This window comes from Citrobacter sp. Cu231 (genome assembly GCF_030332265.1).
In the GTDB taxonomy this organism is placed as follows: domain Bacteria; phylum Pseudomonadota; class Gammaproteobacteria; order Enterobacterales; family Enterobacteriaceae; genus Citrobacter; species Citrobacter meridianamericanus.
In genome coordinates this window covers 231,894-246,148 of sequence record NZ_JAOWIE010000041.1, presented here as the reverse complement: position 1 = coordinate 246,148, position 14,255 = coordinate 231,894, and the positions used below count along the sequence as shown (strand labels likewise).

17 protein-coding genes are annotated in these 14,255 nt (G+C 51.1%); 1 reads left to right on the top strand and 16 read right to left on the bottom strand.

Annotated features, from left to right (window positions below; all coding sequences use genetic code 11):
- Positions 1-84 precede the first annotated feature (84 nt).
- The 13 genes from fliR to fliF all read right to left on the bottom strand — a co-directional run bounded on the left by fliR (position 85) and on the right by fliF (position 10,682).
- Positions 85-870: a flagellar biosynthetic protein FliR gene (fliR, locus tag OGY15_RS15665; protein ID WP_151218915.1), complete on the bottom strand. Its 786-nt coding sequence runs from the start codon at positions 868-870 to the stop codon at positions 85-87.
- An 8-nt stretch (positions 871-878) separates the two neighbouring features.
- Entirely contained in the window at positions 879-1,148 is a 270-nt protein-coding gene (fliQ, locus tag OGY15_RS15660) for a flagellar biosynthesis protein FliQ (RefSeq protein WP_003030425.1), read from the bottom strand.
- Positions 1,149-1,157: 9 nt separating this feature from the next.
- Positions 1,158-1,895: a flagellar type III secretion system pore protein FliP gene (gene fliP, locus OGY15_RS15655; RefSeq protein ID WP_252837696.1), complete on the bottom strand. Its 738-nt coding sequence runs from the start codon at positions 1,893-1,895 to the stop codon at positions 1,158-1,160.
- Positions 1,895-2,272, bottom strand: coding sequence for a flagellar biosynthetic protein FliO (fliO, locus tag OGY15_RS15650; protein ID WP_187253003.1), 378 nt, complete (start codon positions 2,270-2,272; stop codon positions 1,895-1,897). Before fliO ends, fliP begins: the two co-directional genes overlap by 1 nt.
- On the bottom strand, positions 2,272-2,685 hold the full coding sequence (gene fliN, locus OGY15_RS15645) for a flagellar motor switch protein FliN (RefSeq protein WP_286539977.1): 414 nt from the start codon (positions 2,683-2,685) through the stop codon (positions 2,272-2,274). Before fliN ends, fliO begins: the two co-directional genes overlap by 1 nt.
- On the bottom strand, positions 2,682-3,686 hold the full coding sequence (gene fliM, locus OGY15_RS15640; RefSeq protein WP_048218013.1) for a flagellar motor switch protein FliM: 1,005 nt from the start codon (positions 3,684-3,686) through the stop codon (positions 2,682-2,684). The genes fliN and fliM overlap by 4 nt, the downstream gene beginning before the upstream one ends.
- 4 nt (positions 3,687-3,690) lie before the next feature.
- Positions 3,691-4,158, bottom strand: coding sequence for a flagellar basal body-associated protein FliL (gene fliL / locus OGY15_RS15635; RefSeq protein WP_016153493.1), 468 nt, complete (start codon positions 4,156-4,158; stop codon positions 3,691-3,693).
- 104 nt (positions 4,159-4,262) lie between these two features.
- Positions 4,263-5,477, bottom strand: a complete 1,215-nt coding sequence (fliK, locus tag OGY15_RS15630) for a flagellar hook length control protein FliK (protein ID WP_151218913.1) — start codon at positions 5,475-5,477, stop codon at positions 4,263-4,265.
- The gene (gene fliJ, locus OGY15_RS15625; protein ID WP_016153491.1) at positions 5,474-5,917 is read right to left on the bottom strand and encodes a flagellar export protein FliJ; all 444 of its coding nucleotides are present in this window, start codon (positions 5,915-5,917) and stop codon (positions 5,474-5,476) included. The genes fliK and fliJ overlap by 4 nt, the downstream gene beginning before the upstream one ends.
- Positions 5,918-5,938: 21 nt before the next feature.
- A complete protein-coding gene (gene fliI, locus OGY15_RS15620; protein ID WP_047410431.1) occupies positions 5,939-7,309 on the bottom strand; it encodes a flagellar protein export ATPase FliI in 1,371 nt (456 codons plus the stop codon).
- Positions 7,309-8,016 carry a flagellar assembly protein FliH gene (fliH, locus tag OGY15_RS15615; protein WP_286539971.1) on the bottom strand — a complete coding sequence of 236 codons (708 nt, stop codon included), beginning with the start codon at positions 8,014-8,016 and terminating at the stop codon, positions 7,309-7,311. Before fliH ends, fliI begins: the two co-directional genes overlap by 1 nt.
- On the bottom strand, positions 8,009-9,007 hold the full coding sequence (gene fliG, locus OGY15_RS15610) for a flagellar motor switch protein FliG (protein WP_003030443.1): 999 nt from the start codon (positions 9,005-9,007) through the stop codon (positions 8,009-8,011). The genes fliH and fliG overlap by 8 nt, the downstream gene beginning before the upstream one ends.
- Positions 9,000-10,682, bottom strand: coding sequence for a flagellar basal-body MS-ring/collar protein FliF (gene fliF / locus OGY15_RS15605; protein ID WP_151224638.1), 1,683 nt, complete (start codon positions 10,680-10,682; stop codon positions 9,000-9,002). The genes fliG and fliF overlap by 8 nt, the downstream gene beginning before the upstream one ends.
- Before the next feature lie 216 nt (positions 10,683-10,898).
- Here fliF and fliE point away from each other — a divergent pair, with 216 nt between their 5' ends.
- The gene (gene fliE, locus OGY15_RS15600; protein WP_071696982.1) at positions 10,899-11,213 is read left to right on the top strand and encodes a flagellar hook-basal body complex protein FliE; all 315 of its coding nucleotides are present in this window, start codon (positions 10,899-10,901) and stop codon (positions 11,211-11,213) included.
- 227 nt (positions 11,214-11,440) lie between these two features.
- Here the strand turns inward: fliE and OGY15_RS15595 are convergent, their stop codons facing one another.
- Genes OGY15_RS15595 through OGY15_RS15585 form a run of 3 tightly spaced genes read right to left on the bottom strand, consistent with a single transcriptional unit; the run spans position 11,441 to position 14,167 of the window.
- Positions 11,441-12,883 carry a glucosyltransferase domain-containing protein gene (locus tag OGY15_RS15595; protein ID WP_151218910.1) on the bottom strand — a complete coding sequence of 481 codons (1,443 nt, stop codon included), beginning with the start codon at positions 12,881-12,883 and terminating at the stop codon, positions 11,441-11,443.
- A complete protein-coding gene (locus OGY15_RS15590) occupies positions 12,873-13,808 on the bottom strand; it encodes a glycosyltransferase family 2 protein (protein WP_187252245.1) in 936 nt (311 codons plus the stop codon). Before OGY15_RS15590 ends, OGY15_RS15595 begins: the two co-directional genes overlap by 11 nt.
- Positions 13,805-14,167 (bottom strand): GtrA family protein, encoded by a 363-nt coding sequence (locus OGY15_RS15585; protein ID WP_151218909.1) that lies wholly within the window; start codon positions 14,165-14,167, stop codon positions 13,805-13,807. The genes OGY15_RS15590 and OGY15_RS15585 overlap by 4 nt, the downstream gene beginning before the upstream one ends.
- Between the last annotated feature and the right edge of the window lie 88 nt (positions 14,168-14,255).

The following is a 14,255-nucleotide window of genomic DNA, read 5'->3' as shown; positions in this document are numbered from 1 at the left end:
CCGCGACAGGTATATCCTGGTGGATGTTGTTGCTTTTTAAATTTAGGATAATCCTTAGTAAAGCAGGATAAAAATTAAGGGTTATTATTTCCCGGGCATTTCGCTGACAATATCAGCCAACAAATTAAAAATCTCGCTGAATAATCGCTCGCAGAACGGCGCAATTAATGGCATCAGGGCCGCCATTAATGAAATACCCACGGCAAGGGTGAGTGGAAAACCGATGACGAAAATCGACAGCTGCGGTGCCATGCGATTCAACAAGCCGAGTGCAAGGTTGAGTGTGAGTAGCAGCGTCATTATCGGCAGTGCCAACATGAGTCCGTTGAGGAAAATCAGGCTACCCGCACGCGCCAACGCGAGAAAGGCATTACTGTTCACCGGATTACCGCCGATGGGCAACGTATGAAAGGTATCGACCAACAGCGAAATCAGCCACAAATGGCCGTTAAAGGTCAGGAACAACAGCATCGCGAGCATGTCGATCAGTCGCGCCAGGACAGGCATATTCAGACGGCTACCAGGGTCGAAGAATGTTGCAAATGAGAGGCCCATTTGCAGACCAATTAATTCCCCGGCGGTGCGCACTGCAGCAAACGCAAACTGCATGGTAAAGCCTAAGGCGATGCCGATGAGGATCTGTTGCATTGCTTGCCATAACGCTTCAACAGAAAAGATAGGGACATCTACCGGGGGAATCGACGGGGCGATAACGACGGTTATCATCAATCCCAGCCCCAGTTTTACCCGTTTGGGGATGGCGCGCTCGCTGAGAATAGGAGCCGTCGAGATGAGTGCCAGGATGCGCAGCAAAGGCCAGAAGTAAAGATTCAGCCAGTGGAGCCACTCAACGCTGGTCACCTGCAACATAATGTCATCTACCCGATGATATAAGGGATATTGCTGAACAGCGTACGCACGTAGTCGAGCAGCAGGTTAAGCATCCACGGACCGGCAACGATGATGGCAATAAAAACCGCGACAATTTTGGGAATGAAGGACAGCGTCATTTCGTTAATCTGGGTCGCCGCCTGCAGAATACTAATGATTAGACCCGTGACGAGGGCGACCAACAGTAAAGGTGCGGCAAGGGCCAGGGCGACTTTCATCGCCTCTGTGCCCATCATCATGACCGATTCAGGAGTCATTTCGCGCCTCTAACTGTAAAAGCTTTGTGCCAGCGAGCCGACAAGCAGCTGCCAGCCGTCCACCAGTACAAACAACATCAGCTTGAACGGCAGCGCGATCGTGGCGGGTGGAACCATCATCATCCCGAGCGCCATCAGCACGCTGGCGATAACCAGGTCGATAATCAGAAACGGAATAAAAATGGTAAAGCCTATCTGGAATGCCGTTTTCAGCTCGCTGGTGACATAGGCCGGAAGCAAAATCCGCATCGGTACGGCTTCTGGTCCCTGTAGTGGACCGCTGTTTGCCAGACGGGCGAACAGCGCCAGGTCTGCTTCACGGGTTTGGCGCAGCATAAACTCACGCAGCGGTTGCGCGCCTTTCTCCATGGCTTCCTGCATGGAGATCTTCTCTTCGCTGAAGGGCTGATATGCATCGACGTAGATTTTGTCGATTACCGGCGACATGATGAAAAAGGTCAAAAATAGCGCCAGCCCGAGTAGCACCTGGTTTGGCGGCGCAGAGGGTGTTCCGAGCGCATTTCGTAGCAGGCCGAAAACAATGATGATGCGAGTGAAGCTGGTCATCATCAGCAAAATGGCGGGCAAGAATGTCAGCGAGGTGATAAACACCAGCGTTTGCACTGGCAAAGACCAGCTTTGTCCGCCGCCTGGCAGCGGCTGGCTAACCAGGCCTGGGAGCTCGGCGAGGGCAACGGGGCTGAAAAGCCATAAGCCTGCCAGCGTGAGGAGTAACAAACGGCGCATCAGGGTCTCCCGGGACGCTTGAGCAAACTTTTCATCATGGCCTGGAAATCCGCGGGGGAGGCCGTTTTTTCTTCTGCATCGGCAGGGACCGGGGGCAGGGTGTGCAGGACGTTAATTTGCGAGGCGGTAACGCCCAGCACCAGCCGTGCATCTTCAACCTCAACAATCACCACGCGCTCACGCGGGCCCAGTGAGGTACTCGCCGCAACTTTCAGTCCGCGCGTACCGGCGCTTTTGGGAGCAAATCCCAGACGTTTAATGGCCCAGGCCGCAGCCAGGATCAATACGATAATCCCGAGCAGCGCACCGCTGACCTGCACCAGCGGTGAGCCGGGGACGGCGGCCGGCTGAGAAACTGTCGCCTGGGTATTCATGATTAACGGCTCAGACGGCGCATACGTTCAGAGGGGGTAATAATGTCGGTGATACGTACGCCGTATTTATCCGCGACGACTACCACTTCACCCTGAGCAATCAGATAGCCGTTGATCAGAATATCCAATAGTTCGCCAGCCAGACCATCCAATGCGACGACCGAACCCTGCGTCAGGCGCAGCAGCTCTTTGATGGTCATACGGGTACGGCCTAATTCGACGGTTAGTTTGACCGGAATGTCCATGATCAGGTCGATGTCCTGCAAGGCACCGCTGACGTCGCCGCCACCTAACTGCTGGAATACCGCATCAGCCGCACTTTTGGTAGGCGTGGTTTTTTGCTCGTTTAACGCGTCAGCCCACAGATCGTCCAATGCGCCAGTGTTCTCATCGGACGGATTATTCATATCACTCATTTGGGCTGTTCCTCATTCAGCGAATTCAAAATCGGGTTTATCAGATGTTCTACGCGTAACGCATACTGACCGTTCACAGTGCCATACTGGCTGGTCAGTACAGGCACGCCGTCCACATGAGCAATAATGCGGTCGGGTTTTTCAATCGGCAGTACATCGCCGGGTTTTAGTTTTAAAATCTGGGATAGCCGCAGCGGAATGTCGGCAAAGTTTGCCACCAGCTCCAGCTCAGAATGCTGAACCTGACGCACCAGATTATTGCGCCAGTTCTGATCTTCATTACGCGAGTTTTCCAGCGGTGGATTCACCAGCAGCTCGCGCAACGGTTCAATCATGCTGAATGGCAGACAGATGTTAAATTCACCGGTCAGGTTACCAATCTCAACGTGGAATGGCGTATTCACCACAATGTCATTTGGTGAAGTGGTGATATTGGTAAATTTCACCTGCATCTCCGAACGAACGTATTCCACTTCCAGCGGATTGATGGCCTTCCAGGCATCGCTGTAGCCTTCCAACGCCAGCTTCAACATGCGGTTGATGACGCGCTGTTCGGTATGGGTAAATTCACGACCTTCCACTTTGGTCGGGAAGCGGCCATCGCCGCCAAACAGGTTGTCTACAGCGATAAATACCAGACTCGGAGAGAACACCACCAGACCCGTACCGCGCAGTGGCTTCAGGTGGATTAAGTTCAGGTTGGTCGGAACGGGTAAATTACGCGCAAATTCGTGGTAGGGCTGGATACGGATCGCACCCACGGTAATATCCGGGCTACGGCGTAACAGGTTAAATAATCCCATACGGAACTGGCGCGCGAAGCGTTCGTTAATGATCTCCAGCGCCTGTAAACGCTCACGTACCACGCGGCGCTGGGTGTTGGGATCATAAGGACGAATATCGCTTTCTTTTGCGATACCGGAAATGGGTTCGTCTTTAGTCTCGCTATCGCCATTAAGCAATGCGTCGATTTCAGCCTGAGAAAGAATACTGTCGCCCATGTCTTTACCGCAGAATAAAAGCTGTATAAAGAACGTCGGTGACAACCTGTTTGGGTTGTCCAACAACGAGCGGAGTCGCGAGCGTCTCTTTGATGGCGGCAATCAACTGTTGCTTACCTTCTTCAGTGGCAAGCGTGGCTGCGTTCTGACGAGAGAACAGCAGCAGCAAGCGGCTGCGTACTTCTGGCAGATATTCGTTCAGACGTGAACGCGTTGCTTCGTCTTTCATGCGCAACGTGATACCGATATACAGCACTCGGTCCGCATCACCCAAATTGACGGTAAAAGTGTCCAGCGCGAAGAACACCGGGGCAGGCGGTGGAGCCGGTTCCGCTTTGACGCTGGCGGACGGCTGCTGCTGCATGCGCCAGTAGCTATACCCCGCAGTTGCGCAGGCGGCGAGGGTAATTAATACCAGCAGAGGGATCCAAATAGCGCGTTTACTTTTTTTGTTAATCGCGGAGTCAGTCATCAGATACGGGCTTCCTGTTTCGGTACAGCTTATGGGCTGATTATCCCGTGTCCTGTCCACGACAAAGCGTGGAAAAGACGCGGATAATCATGCTACCTCTGGCGTTAGGCGAAGATGTCTACAGCTCCATCACCACGTGCTGCGGCTTGCAGTGAGGCAGGCGTTGCCAGTACGGCGTCATCTTCAGCGGCAAAAATATCTTGTCCCTGGGCGCGACCCGCCTGCTGTTGCTGCCCGGAAGATTGCTGATTGCCAGCAAAACTTTCGCTGCTGATATTGCTTTGTCCAAGCTGGATCCCGCTTTCAGCCAGTTGAGTTCGCAGCATTGGTAACGCAGCTTCCAGCGCTGCGCGCACGTGACTGTGCGGCGAAACCATTTGCAGCTGAGCGAGGTTATCATCCAGTTTGAGGGAAATATGCACCTGGCCCAGGTCCTGCGGATGCAAGCGCAGTTCTGCGCTTTGCTGACCCTGGCGCGTGAACAGCGTAACGTGCTGACTTAGTGCTTGCTGCCATTCGTGGCTTCCCAATGGCGCGCTAAGCACCGGTGCGGCTGTCGGTAACGGTTGTGCATGGGGCTGCGGGCCGCTTAACGGCGCCGCCGTCACGCCAATGCTGGTCGGTGAAGGGGAGCTTTCAATTTCTGCTCGGGTCGCCGCCGCTGCCGTCAGCGGGGTTAGCGTCGGAGTGTTGGTCTGATCTACGCTACCACCAGGTGCCGCATTATTCGCTTTGCCTTTTTTGGCATCACCGGGCAGCAAATCGCCCGCGTTATCAGCGATAGCGCCATGTGCCGTGCCGCGTGTTAACGTTGAAAGCGTCGCATCAACAGGTACAGGCGTGCTGTCAACGGCTGGTGTGGTCAGCGGTTGGCCTGGCAGCATAGCGAACAGCGCGCTCAGGTTGGCGAGATCGTCATCGCTCAGCGAGGTGTTTTTTTCATCCTGCTGATTCACTTTACCTAATGTTGTCATAGCATTCGCTTTCAGCGATGGCGTGAGGGCTGACAACAGTTGCTGGGCGTCAGTCATGTCGGCAAGGGAGGCATCGCTATGTATCTCTTTTTGCGCCAGCAGTTCACTTAACTTGAGCGACGGTGTTGGGTCACCATTTTTTTGCAACAACCCTTTTTGCAGTTTGCTGCCTGCCGCCTGTAAATCGGCCAGCGACAGCGGGGCGGCTTTACCTTGTGCGTCGCCCACACCTAATGCGCCAGCCAGTATCGCTAAAAAATCCTCGGGTGAATCTACCGCTTTGCCTGACTGAAGACCTGCGGCTACATCGGTGTCGGTAGTAATCAGTTGGGGTAAAGTAATCATTCGGGTTTCCTCATAGCTGCGCGCTGAGCAAATTCATCCATCTTTTTCTGATCCAGGCGGTTTTCGGCCAGTAATGCCGCCGAAGTTTGTCTGTCCTGCAGTGTCTGCCACGCCTGTAAACGTTGTTTTTTGTCGCGCCAACTGTTCAATGCCTGGTCTACTTTCTGCGTCCATTGATTGAGCTGTTGGCGATGTTGCTCAATCGCTTTTTCCAGCGTCTGAATAAATTGTTGGTAATTGATCCAGCGATTGCTGGTAATACCCTGGCCCATGTCGCTGTTCAGATTGTTTCGATACTCATGCTGATAATCGATCAGCATTTTCAACTGCTCTTCCGCCTGCTGACAGCCACGACGCATCTCTCCCAATAAGACAGCGGCGTCATCTACCTCTTTTTCAGCCAGGTCTTTCAATGTTGCTAATGCACCATGTTGTGCCATGACCTATGCTCTCCTGCTTAATCACACACCAGGGAAAATCAGTTCTAAAGCCTGCAGAGAATCTTCCCAGTCAGCTCTTTCAAAAATACCTTGCTGTAAGAATGCTTCCAGTTGTGGCCATAAGGCGATGGCTTTATCCAGCATCGGATCGCTGCCTTTGGCATACGCGCCCACGCTGACCAGATCGCGGTTGCGTTGGAAGCTGGATAACAGCTGTTTAAAGTTACGCACCCGCGCATAGTGTTGTTCACTAATGAGCGCGGTCATGGCGCGACTAATAGAAGCCTCAATATCAATAGCCGGATAGTGGCCCGCCTCAGCCAGATGACGGGACAAGACGATGTGGCCGTCCAGAATCGCGCGCGCGGAATCGGCAATCGGATCCTGCTGGTCGTCGCCTTCAGTCAGTACCGTATAAAATGCGGTGACTGAACCGCCGCCGTGAATGCCGTTCCCGGCACGTTCGACCAGCGCCGGTAATTTAGCGAATACCGAGGGTGGATAACCTTTCGTTGCCGGTGGTTCGCCGATCGCCAACGCGATCTCACGTTGCGCCATCGCATAACGGGTGAGGGAATCCATAATCAGCAATACGTGCTGTCCGCGATCGCGAAAATCTTCGGCGATACGCGTGGCATAAGCCGCGCCTTGCATACGTAACAGCGGCGAAACGTCTGCCGGAGCGGCAATCACCACCGAGCGTGCGCGACCGTCAGCGCCGAGAATATTTTCAATAAAATCTTTAACTTCGCGACCGCGCTCGCCAATCAGACCGACGACGATAACATCGGCCTGGGTATAGCGCGCCATCATGCCGAGCAGGACGCTTTTACCGACGCCGGAACCTGCGAAAAGACCCATACGCTGACCGCGTCCGACGGTTAACAATGCGTTGATAGGGCGTACGCCAGTATCCAGAACGTGTTCAATCGCGGTGCGTTGCAGGGGGTTAAACGGCGGTGTAATCAATGCCCCCGTTTCGGTGGTGTCCGGGGCGGGCAGGCCGTCGAGCGGTTTTCCGCTGCCGTCAAGCACACGCCCGAGCAGAGCAGGGCCAAGCGGTAATTGCTTCCCGCTTTGCAGACCTTCTCCGGCAATGTTCTTTGCATACACGCGTGCGCCGGGCAGAACGCCTTCGACCTCTTCGAGCGGCATCAGAAACAGACGTTGGCCGTTAAAGCCCACGACTTCACTTTCGACTTCCTGTGTTTCATTGCCGTCCTGACGTTCAATGACGCAGGTGGCGCCCAGCGGCAACTGTAGACCTGTGGCTTCCAGTACCAGCCCGGTGGCACGAGTCAGGCGACCATAACGGCGTACCGCAGGCAGCAGCGACATTTTCTCTTCGAAGTTGTCCAGCGTATTGAGCCAGCGAGTCAGGCGTGTGGTCATTACACGACTCCTGGCGCTGCCAGACGGCAGAGTTCTTGCCAGCGCGTGGCGACGCTGGCATCCAGGTCGCCCTCGTCGGCGGAGACTTTACAGCCGCCGTGATGCAGCGTCGGGTCGCCGCGAAGTCGCCAGCCGTGCAGACTGAGTGTGGCACCGAGCATTTCTTCCACACGCTGGAGATCGTCGGGATGTACGCGTAGCTGCGGCTTACCGCTAAACAGCGGTTCCTGTTGCAACAGCTGTTGGATTTGCTTAATCAGCGCAGCGTTGTCCACGATTGGCGTCTGACCAATAACCTGACGCGCCGCTTCCAGCGCCATTTGCATCAGGCGTGAGGCAATTACGCTGTCCAGCGCATCCAGGGTATTCTGAAACTCGCTCACCAACTGCTGCATGCGGGCATGGATGGGGGCATGCTGCGCGCGTGCCTGGGTCTGGCCTTGTTCCAGCCCCTGACTCAGACCCTCCTGATAACCTTGTTCGTGACCCTTTTGGCGACCTTCTGCCAGACCCGCGTTATAACCTTGCTCATGGGCTTGCATTTGCAACTGTGCGAGCTGTTGTTCAAGCTGTTGTTCAGGGGAAAGCTCTGGCTCTTCTGTCTCTTCTGACAGCGGCGTTTCGCTGTGGTCGGCCAGTACGAACTCCGCCATCGGTGGGGCGAGGTCGTCCGGGGTCCAGACTTTCCACGGTAATTCGTTAGACATAGGTATCCTCGCCGCTGCCTATCACCATCTCGCCGGTTTCTGCCAGACGACGCACAATAAGCAGGATTGCTTTCTGTTCGTTTTCCACCTGCGACAAACGCACCGGACCGCGGTTGGCGAGATCGTCGCGCAGAATATCGGCAGCACGTTGCGACATGTTGCGCAGGAACTTCTCGCGTAGCGGCTGTTCGGCACCTTTCAGAGCAATCAGCAGTGATTCGGAATCCACTTCCTGCAGCAGGCGCTGAATACTGCGATCGTCGACGTCCACCAGGTTCTCGAACAGGAACATCTCGTCGATAATTTTCTGCGCCAGTTCGCCGTCGAATTCGCGTACGGCGGTAATAACCGCTTCTTCTTGCTGAGTTTTCATCAGGTTGATAATTTCTGCCGCCGTTCTCACGCCGCCCATTTTGCTGCGTTTGAGATTCTGGCCATCGAGCAGGCCGTTTAGTACCTCGGTCAGTTCTGCCAGCGCGGCAGGCTGGACGCCGCCGAAAGTAGCGATACGCAGCATCACGTCGTGACGTAAACGTTCGTCGAACAGCGCCAGAATATCAGCCGCCTGGCCCCGCTTGAGGTGTACCAGAATGGTGGCGATAATCTGCGGATGCTCGTCGCGGATAAGGTCGGCGGCGCTTTGCGGCTCCATAAAGTTGAGCGTTTCAATACCGCTGGTGGTATCGCGGGTTTCCAGAATGTCTTCCAGCAGGCTGGAGGCGCGTTCTTCGCCCAACGCTTTCACCAGTACGGAGCGCAGATATTCGTTAGCGTTGATATTGAGCGCGGCAAACTGCTCGGCTTCTTGTTCAAACTCGGCCAGTACTTCCGTCAACTGCTTGTTGGAGATCTGGCGTACGTTCGCCATCGCTGTACTGAGCGCCTGAACTTCGCGCGTGGAGAGGTGCTTAAACACTTCCGCCGCGCGATCTTCGCCAATGGTCATCAACAGAATGACGCTTTTGTCGGTACCGGTAAGGGCATTACTCATGATCGTTACTCATCCACTGGCGAATGACCAGCGCCACGACGCGCGGATCGTTATCTGACATTTCACGAATACGTTGGCTCATGACTTCTGCGCCCAGACGCTGGTTCGTACGACGTTGCTGGGTCTGCTCGTCTTTGCTGAGGCGAACTTCTACCGCTTCTTCGGTTTCCTGACGGATACGTGTTTGTTCTTGTATCGCTTTCGCTTCTTCGTTACGACGGACCAACTGTGGGCGAACAGCCTTACGCCACAGGATCCAGGCCACCAACAGAACCAGCAACCAACGGCCAGCGGACATTAACTGATCGATAAAGGACTGCTGTTTCCAGAACGGAAGTTCGCCAGCTGAGTCATCAGTCGCCGTGAAGGGAGAGTTAACCACGTTCAGGGTGTCACCACGCTTATCGGAGAAACCCATCGCCTCGCGGGTCAGATCCTCAATCTGCTTCATCTGCTCGGCGGTCAACGGCAGCGGTTTGCCGTCTGGCAAGGTTTTATAGTTGACGACTACTGCCACCGAGAGACGCTGCACATCGCCAACGTTCATTTTGGTGTGGCGAATAGTACGGTCGACTTCATAGTTGCTGGTTTCATTGCGCTGAGTACTGCGCGGGCCCGCATTATTACTGTTATTCGTCGCTTGCGCGTTTTGCGTATTTTGCGCGTTTTGCTGATTCGCCGGTGGGTTGGCGATTGGCGCAGTATTGGCGGGTGCTGGCTGATTAGACAATGCGCCCGGCACGCCGCCTGGTGCTCCACTACCGATCTGCTCACTGACGTTCAACTGACGAGAACGCAGCACGGCCTGAGACTCATCACCGTTTGGACGGTACTGTTCTTCGGTTTGCTCTTTATTGGCAAAATCAAGCTGCGCGGTGACTTGCGCATGAACATTACCGTTGCCGACAATTGGCGACAGAATCGATTCGATACGACGCTGAACGCGGCCCTCGACGTCGCTGGCGTATTTCAGCTGCGCATCGTTAAGGTCGCGGCTGCTGGTGTTCGACTGGGTTAATAAATGCCCCGCCTGGTCGACCAGCGTAACGTTGCCTGGCGGTAACCCTGCAACAGCGCTGGATACCAGATGCGTGACCGCACTGATCTGACCTTCATCCAGTGCACGACCCGGCTCGAGATTGACGGTGACGGAGGCAGAAGGCGCTTTTTGCTCACGTACAAACAGCGACGGTTTTGGCATTGCCAGATGCACGCGGGCGCGTTTTACCGGTCCCAGTGTTTCGATGGTACGGGCTAATTCACCTTCCAGTGCGCGCTGGTAGTTGACCTGCTCGCTAAACTGGCTGATACCAAACTTTTCCTGATCCAGCAGCTCAAAACCCACCGCGCCGCCTTTGGGCAGGCCTTGCTGCGCCAGACGTAAACGCAGTTCATGGACTTTGTCGGCAGGAACTTCAATCGCGCCGCTTCCCTCAGTGAAACGATAGGGAACGTTCATCTGCGTCAGTTGGGTAACAATTGCGCCACCGTCCTGATCGGAAAGATTGCTGAACAGCGTACGGTAGTCAGGCGCTTTGGCCCACAGAACCATCGCCACGATGATAGCGACGGCAGCGGCTCCCGCCACAATCAGAGGAATTCTGGGATTCGCACGCAGGCGATTTAACCACTCGAGAGGTTTAAGCTGGGTTGCAGTCGATGCTGTCGCACTCATCTCGCACCTCGTGGCTTATCGTGGACGGCGTTTTTTGCAAAGTGGAACAAGACTCACTCCCGGGTCAGCAAACTCGAAAAATTGACGGTCTCATTATTTGCGGTTTCGAATTTTTCTATGCGTTAAAAACCGTGGTTTTTTATCGTTATTTAACGCCTTTATCTTATTGACTAACTGGTAATCTCAACTACGTAAAAAATCATCCAGGGGATCAGAATGTCGGCAATACAGGGGATTGAAGGGGTTATCAGCCAGCTACAGGCTACGGCGATGTCAGCAAAAATGCAGGATATGCAGCCACAACCGACCGTCAGCTTTGCCGGTCAACTGCATGCGGCGTTAGACAGGATCAGCGATGTGCAAACCGCGTCCCGTGTGCAGGCTGAGAAATTTACCCTCGGTGAACCGGGTATTGCGCTGAATGATGTGATGACCGATATGCAAAAAGCGTCAGTTTCAATGCAAATGGGGATTCAGGTGCGTAACAAACTGGTGTCGGCGTATCAGGAAGTGATGTCGATGCAGGTGTAGGTTCACTAACCTAATGATATTTATTAAACCACATACTTTTTGCGTCACTATCTGCGGTTTAATATAAAAGTGCATGGATGCACATCACATCGGTCAAACTCCCGGCATTTTATCTCAGTGAAATTTCCTGTTTGTACCGTAAGGCATGCCTGATGCTGAGCCGTCGTCATGAGTCTCATCTTATCGAAGAAAAAGCCCTCAAATTTCAGTATGAGGGCTCGTAATAGCTAATTATTGTATTTTCCCAAAAAGACTATAGCGGTGTTATCTGAAATAAATAATGAGTAATACTGGTTAGAGGATACAGGTTTGATTCCTTTGTTTATCATATTAGCCAGTTTAATTTTATTCTCTTGCACATCACTATAACCATGCTGTGTTTGTAATAATCCTTTGTTAATTAATTGGAAGGATGCTAAAAACTCAGTGGCTGGAAAAACGAAATGACCTATAAGCGGTTTGTTTTCTATTATCAGTTTTGCTCTTTCATTTGCATTTAACTGGCCTACAGTTCCAATCGAAACGATGCTCTTATGATTTGCAATATCCTGCGCAATCATGTTGAAAACAAAATCTTCATATTCTTGTTGAGCTTTCATTGTGTTGCCCAACTGAGCGCTAAAGGCAAATGAAGCAATGACAGGCATCAGTGCCATATATTTTAGGCGAGGAGAGAAATGCATGATTGGTATAGCAATTATAACCATTATAACTGAAAAGGAGACTAAAGTACGTGGGAGTACGGGGGCATCCTGAAGCAATATGGTTGGCCCCATAAGAGAAACAATGAATATTAAAAAAGAAATGGCCCCATATAGAATAAAAGACACGATATTTCCGATGTGTGCACGATAAGTAATGAGCATAAACACGCAGATTATTAATATCGGGATTGCGAAATAGATGTAAACCGGATGATAAAGATAAGCAAGGACTAACGCTTTTAATGATGCTAACGTCCCAATAAGGTAATCCAGTCCTCCTTTATCCAAAGGTATTAGCTCTGCGCGAGAGTTGTTTTTTGGAGAAAAGAAAAACATATAGATAATGTAAAACGATAAAAATAGAGCTGTTTTCTTAAATAAAAAGATTACGAATTCTTTGACTTTTACGTGTTGTTTTATCGCTATAATCATTACGTCAATAGCAAGTAAACCAATAAAAATGTTTGCACATGGCTGATACAATGTTAAGGCTAATACTCCTGATATTAGTTTTGTTGCAACCTCTAGTGTCAGGTTTTTATTTGAATACGTATACGCAATTACTGCAAGGAAAAAAGCGATAGACATTCCCAGACTATCGTATCGATAAGCGATATTTTGCAGAATGAATGGATTGAATATTAAAAGTGCGGCAACCATTTTAGCATTTGCAACATCTGATCTGATCAAATGTTTGCTGAGCGCAAGTGAAGAGGCACCTAAAAAGACACAGGACGCGAGCATCGTGTACGGAAATAAGTCAAGATTGTAATGACCACTTGCAGAAAAAAATCTTGCTAAAATATCTGCAAAAGGACGGCCTAAGCCACGCCAACCATAATACCCACTTATGGATCTATCTAAGTCGTCCCTATAGTATATTCCAGCTTGTATTAAAGGATAGATGAATAATAGAGCCAGTCCTGAGTAAATTAAGAGTAATTTCTTGTCGAGTTTAGAAAACATTTTTATTTCCATCTTGTTTTTTAACTATATAGCGTGGGCGCTGCTTGCTTTCGATATATATTCTTCCGATGTACTCGCCTAATACACCTATTCCAATTAGCTGAACACCACCAAGGAATAGAATAGAAACAATAATAGACGGATATCCTGCTACCGGGTTTCCCCAAAATATTTTATCGGCAATCATCCAGGCTCCGTACAAGAAGGATAAAGCAGCGACAAAAAAACCGATGTAAGTCCAAATCCGAAGTGGAAACGTCGAAAAACTGGTAATGCCCTCTAACGCAAGATTCCATAATTTCCAGCCGTTAAATTTTGAGTTACCCGCAATACGCCCGGCTCGAGTGTATTCGACGACATCAGTGCGGCCACCAACCCAGCTTAGGATGCCTTTCATGAATAGGTTACGTTCTGGCATGAGTTTTATGTTCTCTACTACATGGCGGGACATGAGTCTAAAGTCGCCAACGTTCTCTTCTATTTTTGGATTACTGATTTTATTGTGTAATTTATAAAACCATTCAGCGGTTTTACGCTTTAGTTTCCCATCGGTAGAACGGTCAGAACGCTTTGCAAGTACAATATCTGCACCTGACTGCCATTTCTCTATCATGGCCGGAATAACTTCAATGGGATCTTGTAGGTCAACATCGATCGGAATGACGGCTTCACCAGTGGAATAGTCAAGTCCTGCACATATAGCCGGTTCTTTTCCAAAATTACGGGTAAAAGAAACAGGAACCACGAGCCTATCAGATATCGCAAGCGCGTTGATCATTGATTCTGTTGCGTCTTTACTTCCATCATTGATGAATACGATTTCTACTTCATGCTTTTTGAGTTCTTCAAATTCGCGAACATTTTTATAGAAAATTGGTATCGCGTCCTCTTCGTTAAAGACAGGAACAACCAAAGATATTTTCATTTCGCATCCCTAAAGACAATGAACTTAGAATAAATGAAACCGCATACCAAACTGATGGCTGAGAATAAAATTAAAGTGATGATAGGCGCCATACCTGACTTATCAGCACATAATCCTACAGCAGCGCTTAGCGTTCCCATGAAGCCAACATAGAGCATGTAGCGCATGGTTGTCGTCGTTGACTTAAAAGTGAATCTTGCGTTAGCAAAGAAGCTGAATGATACCGCCACGAGGAAACCAGAAAAATTACCGAGAGCTTGTCCGGTGTGCAGGCCGTATATGCATATAGCAAAGACAATCCAGTGAATGATCGTATTGATGACCCCTATTGATGTGTACTTTGCGAATAGTTTAAACATTATAAAAATCAGCGAATTCTTAGGGTTTGACAGTTTACCATCTGATCATGGAACGATCGACCTATGATGTTAAGTAGATGAAACAAAG

Bases quoted from the DNA above. Each gene is read 5' to 3' on its own strand.
- fliR (WP_151218915.1), bottom strand. From the start codon at position 870: ATGTTGCAGGTGACCAGCGTTGAGTGGCTCCACTGGCTGAATCTTTAC.
- fliQ (WP_003030425.1), bottom strand. From the start codon at position 1,148: ATGACTCCTGAATCGGTCATGATGATGGGCACAGAGGCGATGAAAGTC.
- fliP (WP_252837696.1), bottom strand. From the start codon at position 1,895: ATGCGCCGTTTGTTACTCCTCACGCTGGCAGGCTTATGGCTTTTCAGC.
- fliN (WP_286539977.1), bottom strand. From the start codon at position 2,685: ATGAGTGATATGAATAATCCGTCCGATGAGAACACTGGCGCATTGGAC.
- fliM (WP_048218013.1), bottom strand. From the start codon at position 3,686: ATGGGCGACAGTATTCTTTCTCAGGCTGAAATCGACGCATTGCTTAAT.
- fliL (WP_016153493.1), bottom strand. From the start codon at position 4,158: ATGACTGACTCCGCGATTAACAAAAAAAGTAAACGCGCTATTTGGATC.
- fliK (WP_151218913.1), bottom strand. From the start codon at position 5,477: ATGATTACTTTACCCCAACTGATTACTACCGACACCGATGTAGCCGCA.
- fliJ (WP_016153491.1), bottom strand. From the start codon at position 5,917: ATGGCACAACATGGTGCATTAGCAACATTGAAAGACCTGGCTGAAAAA.
- fliI (WP_047410431.1), bottom strand. From the start codon at position 7,309: ATGACCACACGCCTGACTCGCTGGCTCAATACGCTGGACAACTTCGAA.
- fliH (WP_286539971.1), bottom strand. From the start codon at position 8,016: ATGTCTAACGAATTACCGTGGAAAGTCTGGACCCCGGACGACCTCGCC.
- fliG (WP_003030443.1), bottom strand. From the start codon at position 9,007: ATGAGTAATGCCCTTACCGGTACCGACAAAAGCGTCATTCTGTTGATG.
- fliF (WP_151224638.1), bottom strand. From the start codon at position 10,682: ATGAGTGCGACAGCATCGACTGCAACCCAGCTTAAACCTCTCGAGTGG.
- fliE (WP_071696982.1), top strand. From the start codon at position 10,899: ATGTCGGCAATACAGGGGATTGAAGGGGTTATCAGCCAGCTACAGGCT.
- OGY15_RS15595 (WP_151218910.1), bottom strand. From the start codon at position 12,883: ATGTTTTCTAAACTCGACAAGAAATTACTCTTAATTTACTCAGGACTG.
- OGY15_RS15590 (WP_187252245.1), bottom strand. From the start codon at position 13,808: ATGAAAATATCTTTGGTTGTTCCTGTCTTTAACGAAGAGGACGCGATA.
- OGY15_RS15585 (WP_151218909.1), bottom strand. From the start codon at position 14,167: ATGTTTAAACTATTCGCAAAGTACACATCAATAGGGGTCATCAATACG.